This is a genomic window from Hyphomicrobiaceae bacterium, assembly GCA_041397645.1.
In the GTDB taxonomy this organism is placed as follows: domain Bacteria; phylum Pseudomonadota; class Alphaproteobacteria; order Rhizobiales; family Hyphomicrobiaceae; genus Hyphomicrobium_B.
In genome coordinates, this window is record JAWKWE010000004.1 from 2332726 (window position 1) to 2350858 (window position 18133).

Consider the following 18133-nt stretch of genomic DNA (forward strand, 5'->3'; position numbering starts at 1 on the left):
GATAAGACCATGACCACTCCGCTGATCGAGGCCCTCATCACACGTCACGGCTTCGCATGTGTGGATGAAACGACGGTCGATACCTTCCTTGCCGCACACGAGACCGCGCTTCTCTTCTTTCCCGGCGATGCGGAGCGCCTCGTCGAGAGCAACGACGTTGCTGTTATTCTGCCGGAGATCATGAAGGCTTACGGCACGCGCATCGCACCGGCTCTCGTTGCTAGTGCGTCGGAACGAACTTTGCAGAAGCGGTATCTGTTCAATGCCTTCCCGACGATCGTCTTTCTGCGCCAAGGCGGCTATCTCGGCCATCTGTCCCGCGTCCTCGATTGGCAGGACTACCTGTCGGAGATTCCCGCCATCCTGGCGCGCGATGTCACCATCCCAAAATTTGAACTTCCCGAAGGCTGCTACAGCAACGGCCTAAAACGGGACGCTGATAACGCGCAACAAGGAGACTTCCAATGACCGGCATGTCACCTCTAGTTGGCCCCGGATCCCAGCCGTCGGAAGACGATGGCACCGAACTGCAATACATGGAAATGCCCAAGGCGATGCGCACCTATTCGGCGCCGTCATTGCCTGAACCCGAAGAGATAGAAGATATCTCGAAAGCGCTCGCGCTGCTGCAATCGGTTGCGGATGCCGCGCAGTCGGCGAGTACCGATCCCAGCAAGACCCAGCATATCGACATTACTGATCTAGATGCACAGAACCGTGCCTTCATCGATCAAGCGCTTGGGGAAGGCGAAGTTTCTGTTGTCGCCGGTACAGCCCTGCAAGTTCAGGAATCGGTGTTGGCCGGTATTTGGCGCATTCAAGAGACCGATTCGGAAGGCCATCAGGTGCGCGATGTCATCGAGGTCGGCGCGTTTCCGTCCACCGTGCTCGATACGGCCCGCAGCTCAACACTTGGCAGCCTGCGAAGTCACCACGGACCACTGCGCCAGGGCGTCCTCAACGCTCCCGCGCTCGTCACCGAGCTTGACGACAAGATCGCGAATTTCGTGCCCGGCGCCCCAGCTCACGTCATCAATCTGACGCTGTTGCCTCAGACGGATGAAGATCTGAGCTTTCTCGAAGAGCGCCTGGGTCCGGGTTTGGTGACGATCCTGTCTCGCGGCTACGGCAATTGCCGCATCACATCCACCTCTACAGCCAACGTCTGGTGGGTGCGCTACTTCAACTCCCGCGACGCGATCGTCTTGAATACTATCGAGGTCGTCGCGGTTCCCGATGTTGCATGCGCCGCCCCTGAAGATCTCAAAGACAGCGCGGATCGACTGCGGACAATTCTGGAGATCTACCAGTGAACAACAGCTTCTTCGCAGGCTCTTACGGTGGCGACGATAGCCGGCTTTCTGACCGCACCAAACTTGAGTGCAAGATTTGCTGGCACGTCTACGATCCTGCTGAAGGCGACGACTACTGGCAGATACCAAAAGGCACGCCGTTCTCCCAGCTTCCCGAACATTGGACGTGTCCAAACTGCGATGGCGACAAAGCCGGATTCATGGTGCTGGAAGATGACGCACAATCGTAATCTCGAAGACATCGCCGCTAGGCTCGAAGCCGCGTTTACAAAGGTCTGGCGCGAGCGGATGGACGGCGTGCCCATCCTCAATCCAAGGCTTACCGTAGAAGCTGTCGGGTTGCGCGAATGGAACGGTCACTGGCTATGTGCGCTAATCACGCCTTGGTTCATAAACCTAATCCTGTTGCCGCAGCGCAATCCGCCGAATTGGGCGGCCCTCCCGATCGGTGAGAAGATGCTACATCGGTTCCCGGCGGGACGTTTCGAGTTCATTGCAGGCGAAGAGGGCGACGTCGGCCGCTATCTCATGTGCTCTCTGTTTTCGCCGGTTCTTGAATTTGAAAATCACGAAGCGGCCCGCATCGCAGCATCGGCTTCGCTCGACGCCTTGTTCGACGCAGCGCTCGATCCAGATCATGACGACAAGCAGAAAGTTGATAGCGGTACTCAGGAAGGAGCCACGCCTGTTCCTCCAGCCGATAGTGCTGAAGCCAAGCCAACCCAGTTGTCACGACGCGGCTTCCTTTCCGGCCGGGCTAACCCTCCGGAAGGAAACGCGACATGAGAACGGAGGGTCGGCTCGACATAACGATTGTTCGCGCGGGCCAAACTCCGCGGGTGACGATCTCGTCGAGCCGTCCGCACGGGTTGGCCCGCACGCTGATCGGCATGAAATCCGAACACGTCGTCGCGACCATTCCCCTGCTCTATTCGGTTTGCGGTATGGCGCAGGGCGCAGCAGCAGCCCAAGCCGTTTCAGCTGCCTCCGGCGTATGTGTCCCGCATTCCTTGCGAACCGCCCGACGACTTCTTATCCTGGCAGAAGCGTCGCGTGAACATCTCATCGCGTGCGCACGAGACTGGGCCCAACTTGCCCGAGATAACGGCTCGGAAGGCGATTCATTTCCAATCCTACGCACATATCAAAAACTGCAACGCGCGATTGACCGTGGCAACAATACGCTAACGATTGGCGCCGACGTTGTCCTGAACGAAGCCGATGTCTCTGCAGCCATCAGCGAGCTTGATGGACTCATTCATACCTCCGTGTTGGGCGAGCCGTGCGCGCAGTTTCTTGATCGAACAACCGCTTCCGCATTCGACGACTGGGCCGCCGACGACAAAACGCCCGCGCAAAAACTTGCAACAGGCGTCTTACGCGCGCACTGGGCTCACACCGGATCGACAACCACGCGTTCGCTCCCTCGCGGGTGCGCCAGCCCGCTAGCCTCAGATTTACTCTCTCAACGCAAACAGACGTTCACCGCCATGCCCGAGTGGGAGGGTGGATGCTGCGAGACAACGGCTTTGAGCCGCCAATCCGACCAGGCTCTCATCAAAGAATTATACCGGGCCTACGGAAGCGGACTTCTTACCCGCATCGCCGCCCGCTTGATTGATCTTGCCCTGCTGCCGCAGATCATGAAGAGGACCCTGGCTAACGAGAATTTCCAGGACGTTCCGTGGCACTTTGAATCTAACCATTTCGCCACAGAATGCGGTGTCAGCGAAGTAGAGACCGTGCGCGGCCGCCTTATCCACGCTGTGCGAATTCAGCAGGATATCGTTCGCAATTATGCGATCCTGGCGCCGACTGAGTGGAACTTCCATCCCGCGGGCATAGCAGCGGACGCTTTGATGGCAATGGCATCCGGGGAAAACATCGCAGAACGGGCGAAGCTGTTCTTAGCCGTTCTCGATCCGTGCGTCGCGTTTGACGTGAGGGTTGCCTGATGCATGAAATGGCGATCTCAGAGAGCATTCTGAACATTCTTGAATCGGAAGCCACCCGCCAGAAATTCGCGCGCGTAAAAAAGGTGTTCCTGGAGATCGGGCCATTCTCGACCATCGAGCCTGAAGCCCTGCGATTCACGTTTGATGTCGTGACCAAGGGAACGCTCGCCGAGAATGCAGGACTTGAAATCTGTACGCCACAGGCTGTCGCCTGGTGCCTGAATTGCGAAGCGAGTTTTCCGGTGAACCATCGCTACGATCCCTGCCCAAGTTGCGGTGGACACCAAATGCAGATGTCGTCAGGCGATGAAATGCGTATCAAAGAGCTGGAGGTGGAGTGATGTGCACCGTATGTGGATGTAGCGCCGGTGAAACGCGCATCGAAGGCAATCAGACCCCAAAAGCGGCCAATCCAGCTCATACGCACGCCGATGGCCAAAGCAGCCACCGGCACGAGCACAGCCATCACGATCATTCCCACCATCAAGATCATTCCCACGGCCACGGCCACGATCACGGCCATCACCATCATCTCGATGCCGGCGTGATCGACTATGGGCATGGCCCTGCCCGCGCACATGCACCGGGCCTTAGCCAAACCCGTATGGTGGAAATCGAGCAGAACATCCTCGCCAAGAATGACGCCTATGCTGCGGACAATCGAGCTGCGTTTGAAAAGCATGGCATTCTCGCGCTCAACCTAGTCTCGAGCCCTGGGTCAGGTAAGACAACTCTCTTATGTAAACTAATAGAATTACTCCTGCCGCAGATGCCCGTTGCTGTGATCGAAGGAGACCAGCAGACCTCCAACGACGCCGATCGCATCCGACGCACCGGTGCGCCTGCCATTCAGATCAACACCGGCAAGGGCTGTCACCTCGATGCGCACATGACTGGGCATGCTTTTGAACATCTGGCGCCTTGCGATGGCTCAGTTCTCTTCATCGAAAACGTCGGCAACCTGGTCTGTCCGGCCGCATTCGATCTTGGCGAAGCCCACAAGGTCGTCATTCTTTCCGTGACGGAGGGCGAGGACAAGCCACTCAAATATCCAGACATGTTTCATGCCGCAGATCTTATGATCCTGTCCAAGGCGGACCTTCTTCCGCACGTCGACTTTGATGTGGCGGCAACAATCGCCAACGCACGAAAGGTCAATCCCGCAATCAAAATCGTGCAGCTATCCGCCAAGACTGGCGAAGGCCTCGATACATTCGTTCAATGGATCAGAGCGGCGCGTGTGATGGCAATGACCGGCCACCCAGCGCTCGCCATGGCCGTTTCAGCACAAGGAGCTTGAGCTATGTGTCTCGCGCTGCCTGCTGAAGTGGTGTCGATCAACGACGAACAATCCACCGCGATTGTAGCTCTTGGCCCCGTAAAAAAGGAAATATCGATCGCGCTTCTTGAAGACGTGGCGCCAGGCGATTTCGTCCTCGTGCACGTCGGCTTTGCTCTCCACAAGGTATCGCCCGACGAAGCTGCACGCACGCTCGCATTGATCAAACAAGCAGGCGAGGACCCGATAGAGGAGTTCGCCCCATGAAATACGTGGACGAATATCGCGATGCAGATCTCGCCCGCAAGCTCGCTGCTACAATCGCGCGAGAGGCTGATACCTCGCGCACTTACAACATCATGGAATTCTGCGGCGGGCATACGCACGCAATTTTCCGCTATGGCGTGCAGGACTTGATGCCACCCAACGTCAAGTTCGTGCATGGCCCGGGTTGTCCAGTCTGTGTACTTCCAATTGGGCGCATCGATAGCGCGATAGAACTGGCCGAAAGACATGGTGCCATTGTCTGCTCCTATGGCGACGTGATGCGCGTTCCGGCCTCTGGACGGCGCAGCCTCATCAAGGCAAAGGCCGATGGCGCCGACATTCGCATGGTCTATTCCATTCGCGATGCATTGCGCATCGCTCGCGAGACGCCAGGCCGCCAAGTAGTTTTCTTTGCGATTGGCTTCGAAACAACCACTCCTCCCACGGCAGTTGCAATCAAGGAGGCGCAGGCCCAGGGCATCACGAACTTCTCGGTTTTTTCCAACCACGTTCTAACTCCGGCTGCCGTCGCACACATCCTTTCAAGCCCCGAAGTCGCTGACCATCGAACCGTTGCGATTGACGGCTTCCTTGGACCATCGCATGTGTCCTCTATTATCGGAAGCAAACCCTACGAAGCCGCAGCCGAACACTTCAAGCGGCCGGTTGTCATCGCCGGCTTTGAGCCCCTCGACGTCATGCAGGCGACTCTAATGGCTATCCGCCAACTGAACGAAGGGCGGCACGAGGTCGAAAACGAATATGTCCGCGTCGTGACTCGCGAAGGAAATGCCAAGGCGCAGGCCATCGTTGCCGAGGTCTTGGAACTTCGCGATACGTTCGAGTGGCGCGGCCTCGGCGAAGTGCCGCGGAGCGCACTTCGCATCCGCGATGAATTCTCCGACTTCGACGCCGAGGCTCGCTTCGACATCACCGCGCGCAAAGTCAAGGATGCAAAGAGTTGCGAATGTCCGGCGATTCTTCGAGGTGCCAAGAGGCCGACCGACTGCAAACTGTTTGGCACCGCATGTACGCCTGAGAATCCGATCGGATCATGCATGGTGTCTTCCGAAGGGGCCTGTGCAGCCTACTACACCTATGGACGCTTCCGGACTTCCGGTGGGAAACCCGGACCTGAGCAGGAGGCGGCCGAATGACAATGCTTGGTCGATTTACAGGCCGCCTCGACATTGCCGGAGGCAGCATTGATATGACGCACGGCAGTGGCGGCCGGGCGACAGCACAGCTGGTCGGCGAACTCTTCGCGCGTCACTTCTCCAACGAACTGCTGGCACAGGGTAATGACGGTGCCGCTTTCGATGTTGCGGCGGGGCGAATGGTTATGAGCACCGACGGACATGTGGTGTCACCACTCTTCTTTCCCGGAGGCGATATCGGTTCCCTTGCAGTTCACGGCACAATCAACGATGTGGCCGTGATGGGGGCCCGCCCGTTGTATCTCTCGGCCGCCTTCATCATCGAAGAAGGCTATCCGTTGCGCGACCTCGAACGCATCGTCGAAAGCATGGCCGAAGCCTCTCGCGCCGCTCGCGTTCCGATCGTGACGGGCGACACCAAAGTCGTGGAGAAGGGAAAAGCCGACGGCGTGTTCATAACCACCACCGGAATAGGCCTTGTGCCTAGCGGCATCGAGGTGTCAGGCGACAAAGCGAAGCCCGGCGACAAGATTATCCTGTCGGGATCGATCGGAGATCACGGCATCGCTATTCTTTCCAAACGCGCCAATCTCGAATTCGAAACGGAGATCGCATCCGACACGGCAGCTCTTCACGAGCTCGTTTCGGATATGCTCGCCGCCGTTCCATCTCTACGCTGCTTGCGAGATCCAACACGCGGCGGCCTCGGCACAACACTCAACGAGATTGCGCACCAATCACGGGTCGGAATGCGGCTTATCGAGCGCGCCATTCCGATCAAGCCCGAGGTTCGCGCCGCATGTGAGCTTCTTGGACTTGATCCCCTTTACATCGCAAATGAAGGAAAGCTCGTATCCGTGTGCCCCGCCGACTGCGCGGAAGCCTTGCTGGCGGCCATGAAGCAGAACCTGCTTGGCCGCGACGCCGCCATCATCGGAGAGGTGGTCAGCGACAGCAACGGCTTTGTCCAAATGGAGACCGAGTTTGGCGGCAACCGAATTGTGGATTGGCTGGTCGGTGAACAACTGCCGCGAATCTGCTGACTGAAGAAGATCCGGTAAAGTGCATCTGGCAACAAAGATGATTTGCGGAGATCGCCTATGACAGGATTGCCCACAGTCCTGATCGTCGATGACGAGCAGCGGAGCCTGGAGGCCCTGGAGCGCATCCTTGAAGATTGCTTCGACGTCAAGACGGCAACAAACGCCGAGGAAGCCGAGACAATACTCGAGAACGAGTGGGTTCAGGTCATCCTTTGCGACCAGAGAATGCCGCACGTCTCGGGTGTCGAGTTCCTCAAGATCGTGCGCGACCGCTGGCCCGACATCGTTCGAATGATCATTTCTGGGTACACCGACTCGGAAGACATCATCCGTTCCATCAACGAAGCCGGGATCTACCAATACGTCACAAAACCTTGGCAGCCCGAAAACCTTATTCTGACTCTCAAAAACGCTACAAAATTGTTTGAGTTGCAACGACAGAACGAACTACTTGCTGTCGAACTCAAGATGTCGACGGAACGAGCGGAAAGCGTTTTGGATGAGCGCCGTCACGGCCTCAAGTCTCGCTTCCAACGCGACGACGGCATCGTGCGCTGTCCCGATAGTCCGATGAACGAGGTCTGCGACCGCGTCAGCCGTATCGCACCCTATGATATTTCAGTGCTTGTCACCGGCGAGTCCGGAACGGGTAAGGAACTGATCGCGCGGTCCCTGCATTACAACAGCCTGCGTTGGAATAAGCCGTTTGTTGTCGAAAACTGTGCTGCCATGCCGAGCGAGCTCTTAGAAAGCGAATTGTTCGGCCACAAGCGCGGCGCCTTTACCGGAGCCGTCGGCGATCATATCGGCTTATTTCAGAGAGCCGATGGCGGGACCGTATTCCTTGACGAAATCGGCGAGGTATCCCCGGCATTCCAGGTGAAACTTCTGCGCGTCCTTCAGGAGGGCGAAATGCGCCCCGTCGGCAGCCGTCAAACCCACAAAGTAGATATTCGTGTTATTGCGGCAACCAACAAAGATCTCGAAGCGGAGGTTCGCTCCGGACGTTTTCGCGAAGATCTCTACTATCGCTTGTCGGCCGTTACCGTGCACGTCCCTGCGCTGCGAGACAGACGCCGCGACATTCCCATTCTTGCCCGCGTCCTTCTCGAACGAGCGCAAAAGCAGCTCGGCAAAATGGTGCATGGTCTTTCGAATGAAGCTATTTCCTGCATGATGGCCTACCATTGGCCGGGAAACGTCCGCGAATTGCAAAACGAGATCCAGCAACTTCTTGTCATGGCGCCGGACAAGGTAGAAATAGGCGCTGATTTACTATCCTCACGCATTCTGCGCGCGGCCCCTCAGGATGAAGACGATGATGATGATGTCGATCTCTTTGGGTCGCTGGATGGCACTTTGCGCGAGCGCGTCGAAAACGTCGAAGCGCGCCTGATCCGCGAGACACTTATCCGCCATCGTTGGAACAAGAGCCGGGCGGCTAAGGAACTGGGCTTGTCGCGGGTCGGACTTAGGAGCAAACTCGAACGCTACGGGCTTGAGAAGGTGGAAGGTTTGGATGCCGAAGGGCGCAGAAGGCCGGCTGGCTGAGGCGGCCTTGACAGTGCTGAAAGCGGCCAGCAATCAGGGCAACACACATCCGTTGCTTGCGGATGCTGGCGTGGCGGCCGCGCTCGAATTTTCACCGCAAGGTGAGGAGGCGTGGATCGAGGTCATCCAGAAGATGGATGCTGTTTACGCCGATCTCGTCGATCATCAAGTCGAACTGGAACATAAGAACGTCGCACTCGAGGAAGCGCAGCAATTCATCGATGGCGTCCTTTCCGCCATGACCGACGTTCTTATCGTCTGTGATCGTAACGGCGATATTGAACGTGGCAATGCGGCGTTGGAGCGGCTGACGGGACGCTTAGGAGGAGACATCGTTGGCGCTCCGTTGATGAGCCTGTTTGCGCACGCACCACCCTCCGCCGAAGATTTCCTAGACAAACTTCTGCGCGGAGACAGCGTTGCCGATCACGAAGTGGCGTTGCGGGGGCCCGAAGGCCGCCCGGTTCCGCTTTCCGTCAATTGCTCGGAACGGCTGGACCATAAGGGCATACCGGTTGGATTTGTGCTCATCGGAAGGCCTGTAGGCGAATTGCGCCGCGCCTATGAGAGCCTGAACATCGCACATCGCGAACTTCGCCAGGCTCAGCAACAGCTCGTCGTGTCGGAGAAGATGGCGGCGCTTGGTCGCCTTGTTGCTGGCGTAGCGCACGAGCTTAACAACCCGATCAGTTTCGTGTTTGGCAACATGCACGCGCTCAAGCGCTATGGAGAACGTCTGACAACCTACCTTCAGGCGATCGATAGGGGCGACCGACCCGAAGCGTTGCAGGAGCTGCGCAAGCGCCTGAAGATTGATCGCGTTCTGGCCGATATTGAGCCGCTCGTCGAAGGCACATTGGAGGGCGCTGAACGCGTTAGCGATATTGTGCAGGATCTGCGCCGCTTTTCGAGCACGCAATCGGAACCAGCCGAAAACTTCGACATCACAAAGATTGTTCGCACGGCTGTCAGCTGGGTGATGAAGGCGGCCCGCAACAAACCTGACGTCGTGTTCGATATGCCTGAGGTCTTTGAGCTGTCGGGCCGCAAGGGTCCCGTACATCAGATCATCGTCAACCTCGTGCAGAACGCCGCTGATGTAACAGCCAGTATAGCCGACCCACGTCTCGACATTTCGCTGACCACCTCACCGACAGGCGTCACCATTCAGGTGCACGACAACGGCCCCGGTATCCCCGCGGACGCAATGCCGCGCATTTTCGATCCCTTCTTCACTACCAAGCCTATCGGAGAGGGTACAGGCCTTGGACTCTACGTTAGCTATGGTCTCGCGGAAGAATTGGGAGGAAAGCTGGAGGCGCGCAATCACCCGGCGGGCGGCGCGCTGTTCAGCTTGAAGCTTCCGCGTGTTCTGAAGGAAAAATCCGATGGCGGCTAATGGAGAACGCGGCGCGCGCAAAGCCTTGCTCTGGCTGCAGTCGGGTGGCTGCGGCGGCTGTACGCTATCTCTGATCTGCGCTGAAAATCCCGACTTTTTGACCGCGCTCGACATCGCCGGAATCCAGATCCTCTGGCATCCATCCTTGAGCGAGCCGACGGGCGCGGAATTGGACGACATCCTTTCTTCAATCCTCGCTGGAACGACGCCTCTCGACCTCCTTTGTCTTGAGGGCTCCGTCATCCAAGGCCCCAACGGCACCGGACGTTTCCATATGCGTGCAGGCGGCGCGGGCCCGATGAAAGATTTGATCGCAGAGCTTGCCAGCCTTGCCGACACTGTCCTCGCGATAGGATCGTGCGCTGCCTTTGGCGGCATTACAGCGACCGGGAAAAACGAAGTCGAAGCCACCGGCCTAAGCTGGGATGGTGCGGAGTTCGGTGGTCTTCTTGGCGGTGATTTCCGCACCAAATCAGGACTTCCGGTGATCAATATCTCCGGCTGCCCGGTTCATCCAGACTGGGTCGTAGAGACGCTTCTGCAATTGGGGAGGGGAACCTTCTCAGCAGCCGACCTTGATCCGTTCAACAGACCGCGCTTCTACACGAACCATCTCGTCCATCACGGATGCCCGCGCAATGAGTACTACGAGTACAAGGCTAGTGCTGAGCAGCTTTCCAACCTTGGGTGCCTTATGGAGCATCTCGGATGCATGGCCACGCAAGTCCACGCGGACTGCAACATTAGGCTTTGGAACGGCCAAGGGTCGTGCACGCGCGGTGGCTACCCTTGCATCTCATGCACGGAGCCGGAGTTCGAACGCCCATCGCACCCTTTCCTGGAAACACCGAAACTTGCTGGCATTCCGACAGGCCTGCCGACCGATATGCCGAAGGCTTGGTTCGTGGCGCTTGCCGCCCTCTCTAAAGCCGCCACTCCTCATCGCGTAAAGAGCAACGCCGTTGCCGACACCATCGTGACGCCACCGGCTGGTGGCAAAGGGAAGAAGGTCAAATGACCCGCCGCGTCGTCGGACCCTTCAATCGTGTCGAGGGCGATCTCGAAATCTCACTTGAGATCGAGGACAACCGCGTCAAGGCAGCATGGATCAACTCTCCGCTCTATCGAGGCTTTGAGCGGATGCTCGTTGGTCGCGATCCACGCGATGCGCTCGTCATTACGCCACGCATCTGCGGTATTTGCTCTGTCGCCCAATCGCTCGCATGTGCCGAAGCCCTTGCGGACGCACAGGGCATCACACCACCGCTCAACGGCGCGCTGACGCGCAACATCATCCTTGCCACTGAGAACATCGCTGACCACCTCACCCATTTCTACCTGTTCTTCATGCCGGACTTTGCCCGACCAATATATGCCGGTGAGCCATGGCATGATCGCGTGGCGGAGCGCTTCAAAGCCGTGGAAGGCAGCGCACCGCGCGACATGCTCCCAGCGCGCGCGGCCTTCATGCACATCATGGGACAGCTCGCTGGCCATTGGCCGCACACACTGGGATTGCAACCGGGCGGCACCACGCACGCCATCGATGCTGCCGGTCAGGCACGGGTCTTGGCGACGCTTGCAACCTTCCGCCGATTTCTCGAAACGCACCTGTTTGGCGACAAACTCGAAATCGTTGCATCACTGGGATCCGCCCGCGAACTCGATGCGTGGTGTGATCGAGTTCGACCTTCACACGGCGATTTCGCCGCGTTTCTGCGACTGTCCCGCAGCCTCGGACTTGATCGGCTCGGGCGTGGAACTGATAGCTTTTTGAGTTTCGGCGCTTACGCAGTTGGGGGAGAACACCACTTCCAGCGCGGGGTCCACGAGAGCGGCCGCGATGCAAAACTCGACGCCCGAGAGATCCGTGAGGACTGCGCAAACACCTGGATGATACATCGCGATCAACCGCGCCATCCATCGCAAGGGATAACCGCTCCCAATGCCGAAGCCGCAGGCGCGTACACTTGGTGCAAGGCTCCGCGTCTGTCCGGAAAGGTGATGGAGGTCGGCGCTCTCGCTCGACAGGTCATCGATGGCCACCCACTTGCGCGCGATCTCGTTTCACAAACAGGCGGAAGCGTCATGGCTCGCGTTGTAGCGCGGCTCTTGGAGATCGCACGCCTGATACCAGCCATCGAAGAATGGACTCAGAGGATAAGACCGGGAGAGCCATTTTTCACGCAATCAGCAATGCCGGACGAAGCATCTGGCAGCGGTCTCATTGAAGCGGCACGTGGTGCGCTTGGACATTGGTTAACAATCCGGAACGGCCATATCGCGAACTATCAGATCGTCGCTCCGACGACTTGGAATTTCTCTCCGCGCGATGGAAGCGGCAAGCCGGGCGTATGCGAACAGGCACTCGCGAATGCTCCGGTTCAACAAGGCGAGCGTGAGCCTGTTGCTGTCCAACACATCGTGCGCTCGTTCGATCCGTGCATGGTCTGCACAGTACACTAGGAGCCCTGCGGATGATAATCGAGGGTGCTGAGTTCCGGGTTCGTGGCCTCGTACAAGGTGTCGGTTTCAGGCCCACGGTCTGGCGACTCGCGACCGCGCACCAACTTTCGGGAGAAGTGCTCAACGACGGAGACGGCGTACTGATCCGGGCCTGGGGTGACGCGGGCGCGCTCTACGATTTTGAGACTGCACTAAAGACACAAGCGCCGCCACTTGCCCGCGTCGCGTCCGTCGAGCGCCGCCCTCTTCCCGCCCGCGAACACACGCACGGCTTCAAAATCTCTGAAAGCATATGTGGGCGGATTACGACCGGCGTGGTAGCGGACGCCGCGACCTGCCCGGAATGCTTGAAGGAAATTCTTGATCCATCGAACCGCCGTTATCGCTACGCCTTCACCAATTGCACTCATTGCGGTCCTCGCCTGTCGATCGTCAAAAGCGTACCCTATGACCGGCAAGCGACTTCCATGTCTTACTTCGCCATGTGCGCCGACTGTCGGCGCGAGTACACCGACCCCGCAGATAGGCGGTTTCATGCTGAACCCAACGCTTGTCCCGTTTGCGGCCCAAAAGTCTGGTTGGAGACCAACGGAGGGGGCAGGCTCGACCCTCCATCAGGCCGTGATCCAATTGCCCATGCCGCCGCACTGATAGATCAGGGCGCCATAGTCGCCATCAAAGGGATCGGCGGATTTCATCTAGCTTGCGACGCGCGCGATGCGAATGCCGTCGCAACCTTGCGCCAACGCAAGCATCGCTACGATAAGCCATTCGCTCTTATGGCCCCCGATGCGCGGGACATTCGCTGTTATGTGGAGATGAGCACCGAGGAAGAGAGGATTTTGCGCTCACAGAGCGCACCAATCGTACTACTGCGCAGAAAACAAGGAGCGCGGAAACTCGCTGCTCAAATAGCTCCAACCCAGCCCGCACTCGGCTTCATGCTACCCTATACGCCGCTGCATCATTTGCTGATGCGAGAACTCGATCACCCAATCGTTCTCACGTCTGGAAATACAAGCGACGTGCCGCAATACATTTCAAATGACGAAGCACGACTGGGACTTGCCGCAATCGCCGATGCGTTCCTGATGCACGACCGCGAGATCGTCAATCGCCTGGACGACAGCGTGATGATGGTAGCCAATAGCGCGCCGATGATCATTCGCCGGGCCCGAGGCTACGCGCCAGAGCCGCTGGCTTTGCAACGTACCCTAAAAGACGCACCACCAATCTTAGCCATGGGCGCTGAGCTCAAATCAACATTCTGCCTCGCAGGCGACGGACGCGCCATCGTCTCCCAACATCTTGGTGACCTGGAATGCGTCGAGACCCATAGCGAATATCGAGCAACTCTGGATCTTTATCGGCATATCTTCGCATTCAAGCCGCAGATTGTCGCCATCGACAAACATCCCAACTACTTCTCTTCAAAGTGGGGGCGGACGCTAGCTGAGGACTGCGGCGCGCAGATCATCGAGGTTCAGCATCATCACGCCCATATTGCTGCGGCAGTCGCGGAATACGGAGAAGAGTACGGTGACCAGGCCGTTCTCGGGATCGTCCTTGATGGACTTGGCATGGGCGATCGCGGCGATTTTTGGGGCGGCGAATTCATGCTGTCTCGTCTGACGGGCTATCAGCGGCTGGCCGCATTCGATGCTGTTGAACTGATTGGCGGAGACCGAGCGGCGCACGAACCGTGGCGCAATGCATTTGCGCACCTCCATCGCGCCTTTGGATGGAAATCCTTTGAAACCAACTATGCTGCGAACAGCTTTGCCACCTTCATGCGCACGCGGCAAACACCTGTTCTGCTCGGCATGATCGACGCTGGGGTCAACGTTCCGCCTGCAAGTTCGGCAGGACGAATGTTCGACGCGATCGCGGCTGTCCTGGGCCACTTTCCGCAACGTGTTTCCTATGAAGGACAGGCCAGCATTGCGCTGGAAGCTGCAGCCCAGTCGTGTCGAAGGGACGGTGCAGCGGGCTATCCATTCTCTATCCGTGAGGGACAACCGCTCCGCATACTCTGGCGCCCCTTTTGGGAGGCGCTGCTCCAGGATATGCAAATGGGCGTTGATGCAGACATCATCGCTATACGCGCCCATCGTGGCATCGCCCAGGCGGTCGTCGAGGTCGCTTCAAGGCTTAGCAGCGAGCACGACGTCCACACCATCGTCCTGTCAGGAGGCGTCTTTCAAAATAGGCTACTCATTGAAGCCGTTTCAGCTGGCCTGGAAGCGGGCGGCGCGAAGGTTCTCATCCCCCGCGCCACTCCCGTAAACGACGGCGGCATATCGCTAGGCCAAGCCGCCGTCGCGGCCGCGCTCAGCTCCAGGTAACACGGCCAACCCGCTTTCGCGTCCCATCAAGGGAAAATGAATGTGATCGCAAAGCGGCCACCAAAGTCGTGCGGGCCACTATCTGGGCTGTCAGCCCAGTACCGAAGGCCACCCTGAATACTGACGGGCTGATTGCCAAACTTCGTTCTGTTAACGTCCAAAAAGGATATCAAATGATAATCAACTCCCCGATGGACATCATCTTCCGCGACTTGTTTTACCGTCTACGTTCATTCGCTGCAGGGCATGACATTTTTCTTAAACTCGAAGGATTCAATGTCACCGGATCAATCAAGGTCAAAACGGCGATCGGGCTGATCGAAGATTTGGAGAAGCGCGGGATCGGCCGACCGGGCGAAACTGTGATCGTTGAATCCTCGTCGGGAAATCTAGGTATCGCACTGAGCCTGGTATGCGCCATCAAGGGGTACAAGTTCATTTGCGTGACTGACTCCAACGCGACGCGGGCGAATATCCGCGGCATGGAGCTTTATGGCGCACAAGTGATCGTGGTGGACGACCGTGCTCCGGATGGCGGTTTTCTCGCACGCAGATTCGAGATCATTGACAGCATACTGGATGAAAATCCTAACGCGGTCTGGCTCAATCAGTACGAAAACCTCGCAAATACGAAGGTCCACGAAGAGCAAACAGCAAACGAGATCGCGAACGAGTTCGACAAGGTAGACTGGGTCTTCGTGGGTGCGGGCACAACAGGAACGCTCGGCGGCATCTGCGAACAACTCAGACGGAAGTTTCCTGATGTCAAAATCGTTGCAGTTGAGCCGGTGGGTTCAGTGACGTTCGGTGGACGATCCGGCAAGAGGAATATTCCCGGGATCGGGACCAGCGTTCGGCCCAAGCTGGCCAATTATTCGAACCCCGATTTCGTAATGGCGATCGACGAGCCCAGGACGATAGAAATGTGCTTGTCCTTCGTGCGCGATTATCATCTTCTCGTCGGTGGAAGCACAGGAACCGTTCTGGCCGCGGTACGCGAGATGGGACCGAAGTTTAAAAATGGCGACACGATCGTCGCGATATCGGCCGATCTTGGCGACAAGTACCTCGACACAGTCTATGACCCGGCTTGGGTTCAAGCCACGATCGGCATGGAACGGAAGGTCGTCGCGCCAGCCGCCGGAGAATAACGCGTGGTTGCAATTCCGCCCTTCTACATCGTACCAGGTTCCGCGGTCAAAGACGCTATCGCCAGAAAGCGGTCCGCTGTTTTCGAGGCCGTCGAGCAGGCTTACCGGCTTTATGCGGCAAAGGACGCGATTAACCCCGATAGTTATTTTCTGAGATTTCCCGACAGGCCGAATGCGCGCATCATCGCGCTTCCAGCTCATCTTGGAGGATCGATCCAAAAGAGCGGCATCAAGTGGATTTCCAGCTTTCCCGACAACAGACAGTCCAACTTGGCACGCGCATCGGCCGTGCAGATTTTAAACGACGCCGTGACGGGCTATCCAATAGCCTGCCTTGAGGCATCTTTGATCAGCGCCACGCGCACTGCCGTCTCGGCAGCTTTGGCGGCCGAACGATTAACACCTAATCCGTACGAGGGGACGCTGGGAATTGTCGGAACAGGCGTGATAGCCCGTGAGACAGTGCGCTGGCTGCTTTACAGGAAATGGAAGTTCCAAAAAGTGTTGCTGTTCGATCTCGATCCAAGAGAATCTCAGCAGTTCCGAGCTTGGCTCGCAGATGAGCACGGTGTCGCGTCCGAAGTGGTAAGTGCGCTAGAGAGCGCCGTGCGCGCAAATCTCATTATATTCACGACAACCACCGGCGAGCCATATCTTTCGGACGTCGGCCTCTTTAGTCACAAGCCAACCGTCCTGCATCTTTCATTGCGCGATATCGATGTGCCTGTGATCCTTGCCTCCCAGAATATCGTGGACGACGTCGACCACTGCTTGAAGGCGCGAACCTCACTTCACCTGTGTGAGATTGCGACAGGTAGCCGAGACTTCGTACATGGCACACTGGTAGATGTTCTGGATCGACGGGTTCGCTTGGACAACGATCGACCGAGAATATTTTCGCCCTTCGGAATGGGTATTCTCGATATCGCGGTGAGTGACATCGTGCTTAGCACGGCTGTTGCGGAAGGTTCCGCACTTGCGCTGCCAAGCTTCTTCAGCAACTCTGAAAGGTGGTAATAATGCATCGTGAATCTGTCGAGATCGACGATCGTGCTGAGGTTGCGGATCGAGCTTCGAAGCTAGGCGGAGTTCACTCGGCTAGGTCGCGCGTGTGGAGCTGCAATGAGTGGGATCCGCTTGAGGAGGTGATAGTCGGCAATCCACTAAACGCTCGGTATCCGACGCCGGATCTTAGCTCGCAGCTAGCCGAGTTCTCCGACCGCTCCATGGCAGACCTTCCACGCGGGCCGTTCCCCGAACAAGTGATCGAGGAAACTGAGGAGGATCTCGCCGGATTCTGCAAGCTTCTGGAGCAGGCCGGTGTCACGGTGAAGCGACCCGATCCTTGGCGCCACGACGCGAAGTTCTCGACCATCGATTGGGAAGCAGAGGGCTATTACAACTACTGTCCCCGCGACATCATGATGGTCGTTGGCGATCAGATCATAGAAACGCCAAACGTCATTCGCAGCCGCGCTCAGGAAACCTTCAGCTATCGCTCACTCCTCATCGACTACATGAAATCGGGCGCGCGGTGGTACAGTGCCCCAAAACCACGGCTCCTTGACTCGCTCTTCGAGGGACAAGATCTAGAGCGACCCACCCCACGCAACGATGAGCCGGCCTTTGACGCCGCCAATGTGTTGCGCTTTGGCCTGGACCTGATCTATCTCGTCAGCGGCACGGGCAACGAGATGGGCGGACAGTGGCTGCAGTCGATTTTGGGCGACAAGTTTCGCGTTCATTTTCTCAAGGACGTATATTTCGGCAGCCATATCGATTCAACGCTGGTGGCTCTGCGGCCTGGCCTTGTTTTATGTAACCCGGGCCGCCTTAACGACGACACCATCCCGCCTGTGTTGAAACAATGGAAGGTCATTTACAGCCCTCCCATGGAGAACACGGACCGCCACAGCGCCGACTACATTTCGCGAAGCATCGGAAGCGATTGGATCGATATGAATGCATTCAGCATCAATCCGAACCTCGTGGTCGTCGATCGCAATCAGCCCACGCTCATTAAGCTGCTTGAGAAGCACGGCCTGGATGTCATCCCCCTGAAATTGCGCCACTCCAAGTTATTGGGTGGCGGCCCCCATTGCGTGACACTTGACGTCCGCCGCCGCGGCAAGATGGAGCGCTATTTCGATTAGGACCTGGGACTAAGTGTTGACGAAGAGACGTCGGATGAGGTCCCACTTATAGTA

Annotated in this window: 18 protein-coding genes; all 18 read left to right on the forward strand. The window is 57.6% G+C overall.

Features of this window, described 5'->3' with window-relative positions:
• The first annotated feature begins 9 nt into the window (after window positions 1–9).
• The 18 genes from R3D51_10955 to R3D51_11040 all read left to right on the forward strand — a co-directional run bounded on the left by R3D51_10955 (window position 10) and on the right by R3D51_11040 (window position 18079).
• Window positions 10–468 carry a hydrogenase-1 expression HyaE gene (locus R3D51_10955; protein MEZ5899998.1) on the forward strand — a complete coding sequence of 153 codons (459 nt, stop codon included), beginning with the start codon at window positions 10–12 and terminating at the stop codon, window positions 466–468.
• Window positions 465–1313 carry a hydrogenase expression/formation C-terminal domain-containing protein gene (locus tag R3D51_10960; GenBank protein MEZ5899999.1) on the forward strand — a complete coding sequence of 283 codons (849 nt, stop codon included), beginning with the start codon at window positions 465–467 and terminating at the stop codon, window positions 1311–1313. Before R3D51_10955 ends, R3D51_10960 begins: the two co-directional genes overlap by 4 nt.
• Window positions 1310–1543, forward strand: coding sequence for a rubredoxin (locus R3D51_10965; GenBank protein ID MEZ5900000.1), 234 nt, complete (start codon window positions 1310–1312; stop codon window positions 1541–1543). Before R3D51_10960 ends, R3D51_10965 begins: the two co-directional genes overlap by 4 nt.
• Window positions 1527–2099: a [NiFe]-hydrogenase assembly chaperone HybE gene (hybE, locus tag R3D51_10970; GenBank protein MEZ5900001.1), complete on the forward strand. Its 573-nt coding sequence runs from the start codon at window positions 1527–1529 to the stop codon at window positions 2097–2099. Before R3D51_10965 ends, hybE begins: the two co-directional genes overlap by 17 nt.
• Complete coding sequence (locus R3D51_10975) at window positions 2096–3268, forward strand: nickel-dependent hydrogenase large subunit (protein MEZ5900002.1); 1173 nt, start codon at window positions 2096–2098, stop codon at window positions 3266–3268. Before hybE ends, R3D51_10975 begins: the two co-directional genes overlap by 4 nt.
• A complete protein-coding gene (hypA, locus tag R3D51_10980) occupies window positions 3268–3609 on the forward strand; it encodes a hydrogenase maturation nickel metallochaperone HypA (GenBank protein MEZ5900003.1) in 342 nt (113 codons plus the stop codon). The genes R3D51_10975 and hypA overlap by 1 nt, the downstream gene beginning before the upstream one ends.
• A complete protein-coding gene (gene hypB, locus R3D51_10985) occupies window positions 3609–4568 on the forward strand; it encodes a hydrogenase nickel incorporation protein HypB (protein MEZ5900004.1) in 960 nt (319 codons plus the stop codon). The genes hypA and hypB overlap by 1 nt, the downstream gene beginning before the upstream one ends.
• Before the next feature lie 3 nt (window positions 4569–4571).
• Window positions 4572–4814, forward strand: a complete 243-nt coding sequence (locus R3D51_10990) for a HypC/HybG/HupF family hydrogenase formation chaperone (GenBank protein MEZ5900005.1) — start codon at window positions 4572–4574, stop codon at window positions 4812–4814.
• Entirely contained in the window at window positions 4811–5971 is a 1161-nt protein-coding gene (gene hypD / locus R3D51_10995; protein ID MEZ5900006.1) for a hydrogenase formation protein HypD, read from the forward strand. The genes R3D51_10990 and hypD overlap by 4 nt, the downstream gene beginning before the upstream one ends.
• Window positions 5968–7014 carry a hydrogenase expression/formation protein HypE gene (gene hypE / locus R3D51_11000; GenBank protein ID MEZ5900007.1) on the forward strand — a complete coding sequence of 349 codons (1047 nt, stop codon included), beginning with the start codon at window positions 5968–5970 and terminating at the stop codon, window positions 7012–7014. Before hypD ends, hypE begins: the two co-directional genes overlap by 4 nt.
• Window positions 7015–7071: 57 nt before the next feature.
• Window positions 7072–8565 (forward strand): sigma-54 dependent transcriptional regulator, encoded by a 1494-nt coding sequence (locus R3D51_11005; protein ID MEZ5900008.1) that lies wholly within the window; start codon window positions 7072–7074, stop codon window positions 8563–8565.
• Window positions 8534–9964 carry an ATP-binding protein gene (locus R3D51_11010; protein ID MEZ5900009.1) on the forward strand — a complete coding sequence of 477 codons (1431 nt, stop codon included), beginning with the start codon at window positions 8534–8536 and terminating at the stop codon, window positions 9962–9964. Before R3D51_11005 ends, R3D51_11010 begins: the two co-directional genes overlap by 32 nt.
• Entirely contained in the window at window positions 9954–10982 is a 1029-nt protein-coding gene (locus R3D51_11015; protein MEZ5900010.1) for a HupU protein, read from the forward strand. Before R3D51_11010 ends, R3D51_11015 begins: the two co-directional genes overlap by 11 nt.
• Entirely contained in the window at window positions 10979–12430 is a 1452-nt protein-coding gene (locus tag R3D51_11020) for a nickel-dependent hydrogenase large subunit (GenBank protein MEZ5900011.1), read from the forward strand. The genes R3D51_11015 and R3D51_11020 overlap by 4 nt, the downstream gene beginning before the upstream one ends.
• 11 nt (window positions 12431–12441) lie before the next feature.
• Window positions 12442–14775 carry a carbamoyltransferase HypF gene (gene hypF, locus R3D51_11025; GenBank protein MEZ5900012.1) on the forward strand — a complete coding sequence of 778 codons (2334 nt, stop codon included), beginning with the start codon at window positions 12442–12444 and terminating at the stop codon, window positions 14773–14775.
• Window positions 14776–14948: 173 nt separating this feature from the next.
• Entirely contained in the window at window positions 14949–15926 is a 978-nt protein-coding gene (gene sbnA, locus R3D51_11030) for a 2,3-diaminopropionate biosynthesis protein SbnA (protein ID MEZ5900013.1), read from the forward strand.
• A gap of 3 nt (window positions 15927–15929) precedes the next feature.
• Window positions 15930–16943: a 2,3-diaminopropionate biosynthesis protein SbnB gene (gene sbnB / locus R3D51_11035; protein MEZ5900014.1), complete on the forward strand. Its 1014-nt coding sequence runs from the start codon at window positions 15930–15932 to the stop codon at window positions 16941–16943.
• A gap of 2 nt (window positions 16944–16945) precedes the next feature.
• The gene (locus R3D51_11040) at window positions 16946–18079 is read left to right on the forward strand and encodes an amidinotransferase (protein MEZ5900015.1); all 1134 of its coding nucleotides are present in this window, start codon (window positions 16946–16948) and stop codon (window positions 18077–18079) included.
• Window positions 18080–18133 lie beyond the last annotated feature (54 nt).

What these genes read in the sequence shown, in the direction of transcription:
- R3D51_10955 (MEZ5899998.1), top strand. Translation starts at nt 10, where the DNA reads ATGACCACTCCGCTGATCGAGGCCCTCATCACACGTCACGGCTTCGCA.
- R3D51_10960 (MEZ5899999.1), top strand. Translation starts at nt 465, where the DNA reads ATGACCGGCATGTCACCTCTAGTTGGCCCCGGATCCCAGCCGTCGGAA.
- hybE (MEZ5900001.1), top strand. Translation starts at nt 1,527, where the DNA reads ATGACGCACAATCGTAATCTCGAAGACATCGCCGCTAGGCTCGAAGCC.
- R3D51_10975 (MEZ5900002.1), top strand. Translation starts at nt 2,096, where the DNA reads ATGAGAACGGAGGGTCGGCTCGACATAACGATTGTTCGCGCGGGCCAA.
- hypA (MEZ5900003.1), top strand. Translation starts at nt 3,268, where the DNA reads ATGCATGAAATGGCGATCTCAGAGAGCATTCTGAACATTCTTGAATCG.
- hypB (MEZ5900004.1), top strand. Translation starts at nt 3,609, where the DNA reads ATGTGCACCGTATGTGGATGTAGCGCCGGTGAAACGCGCATCGAAGGC.
- R3D51_10990 (MEZ5900005.1), top strand. Translation starts at nt 4,572, where the DNA reads ATGTGTCTCGCGCTGCCTGCTGAAGTGGTGTCGATCAACGACGAACAA.
- hypD (MEZ5900006.1), top strand. Translation starts at nt 4,811, where the DNA reads ATGAAATACGTGGACGAATATCGCGATGCAGATCTCGCCCGCAAGCTC.
- hypE (MEZ5900007.1), top strand. Translation starts at nt 5,968, where the DNA reads ATGACAATGCTTGGTCGATTTACAGGCCGCCTCGACATTGCCGGAGGC.
- R3D51_11005 (MEZ5900008.1), top strand. Translation starts at nt 7,072, where the DNA reads ATGACAGGATTGCCCACAGTCCTGATCGTCGATGACGAGCAGCGGAGC.
- R3D51_11010 (MEZ5900009.1), top strand. Translation starts at nt 8,534, where the DNA reads ATGCCGAAGGGCGCAGAAGGCCGGCTGGCTGAGGCGGCCTTGACAGTG.
- R3D51_11015 (MEZ5900010.1), top strand. Translation starts at nt 9,954, where the DNA reads ATGGCGGCTAATGGAGAACGCGGCGCGCGCAAAGCCTTGCTCTGGCTG.
- R3D51_11020 (MEZ5900011.1), top strand. Translation starts at nt 10,979, where the DNA reads ATGACCCGCCGCGTCGTCGGACCCTTCAATCGTGTCGAGGGCGATCTC.
- hypF (MEZ5900012.1), top strand. Translation starts at nt 12,442, where the DNA reads ATGATAATCGAGGGTGCTGAGTTCCGGGTTCGTGGCCTCGTACAAGGT.
- sbnA (MEZ5900013.1), top strand. Translation starts at nt 14,949, where the DNA reads ATGATAATCAACTCCCCGATGGACATCATCTTCCGCGACTTGTTTTAC.
- R3D51_11040 (MEZ5900015.1), top strand. Translation starts at nt 16,946, where the DNA reads ATGCATCGTGAATCTGTCGAGATCGACGATCGTGCTGAGGTTGCGGAT.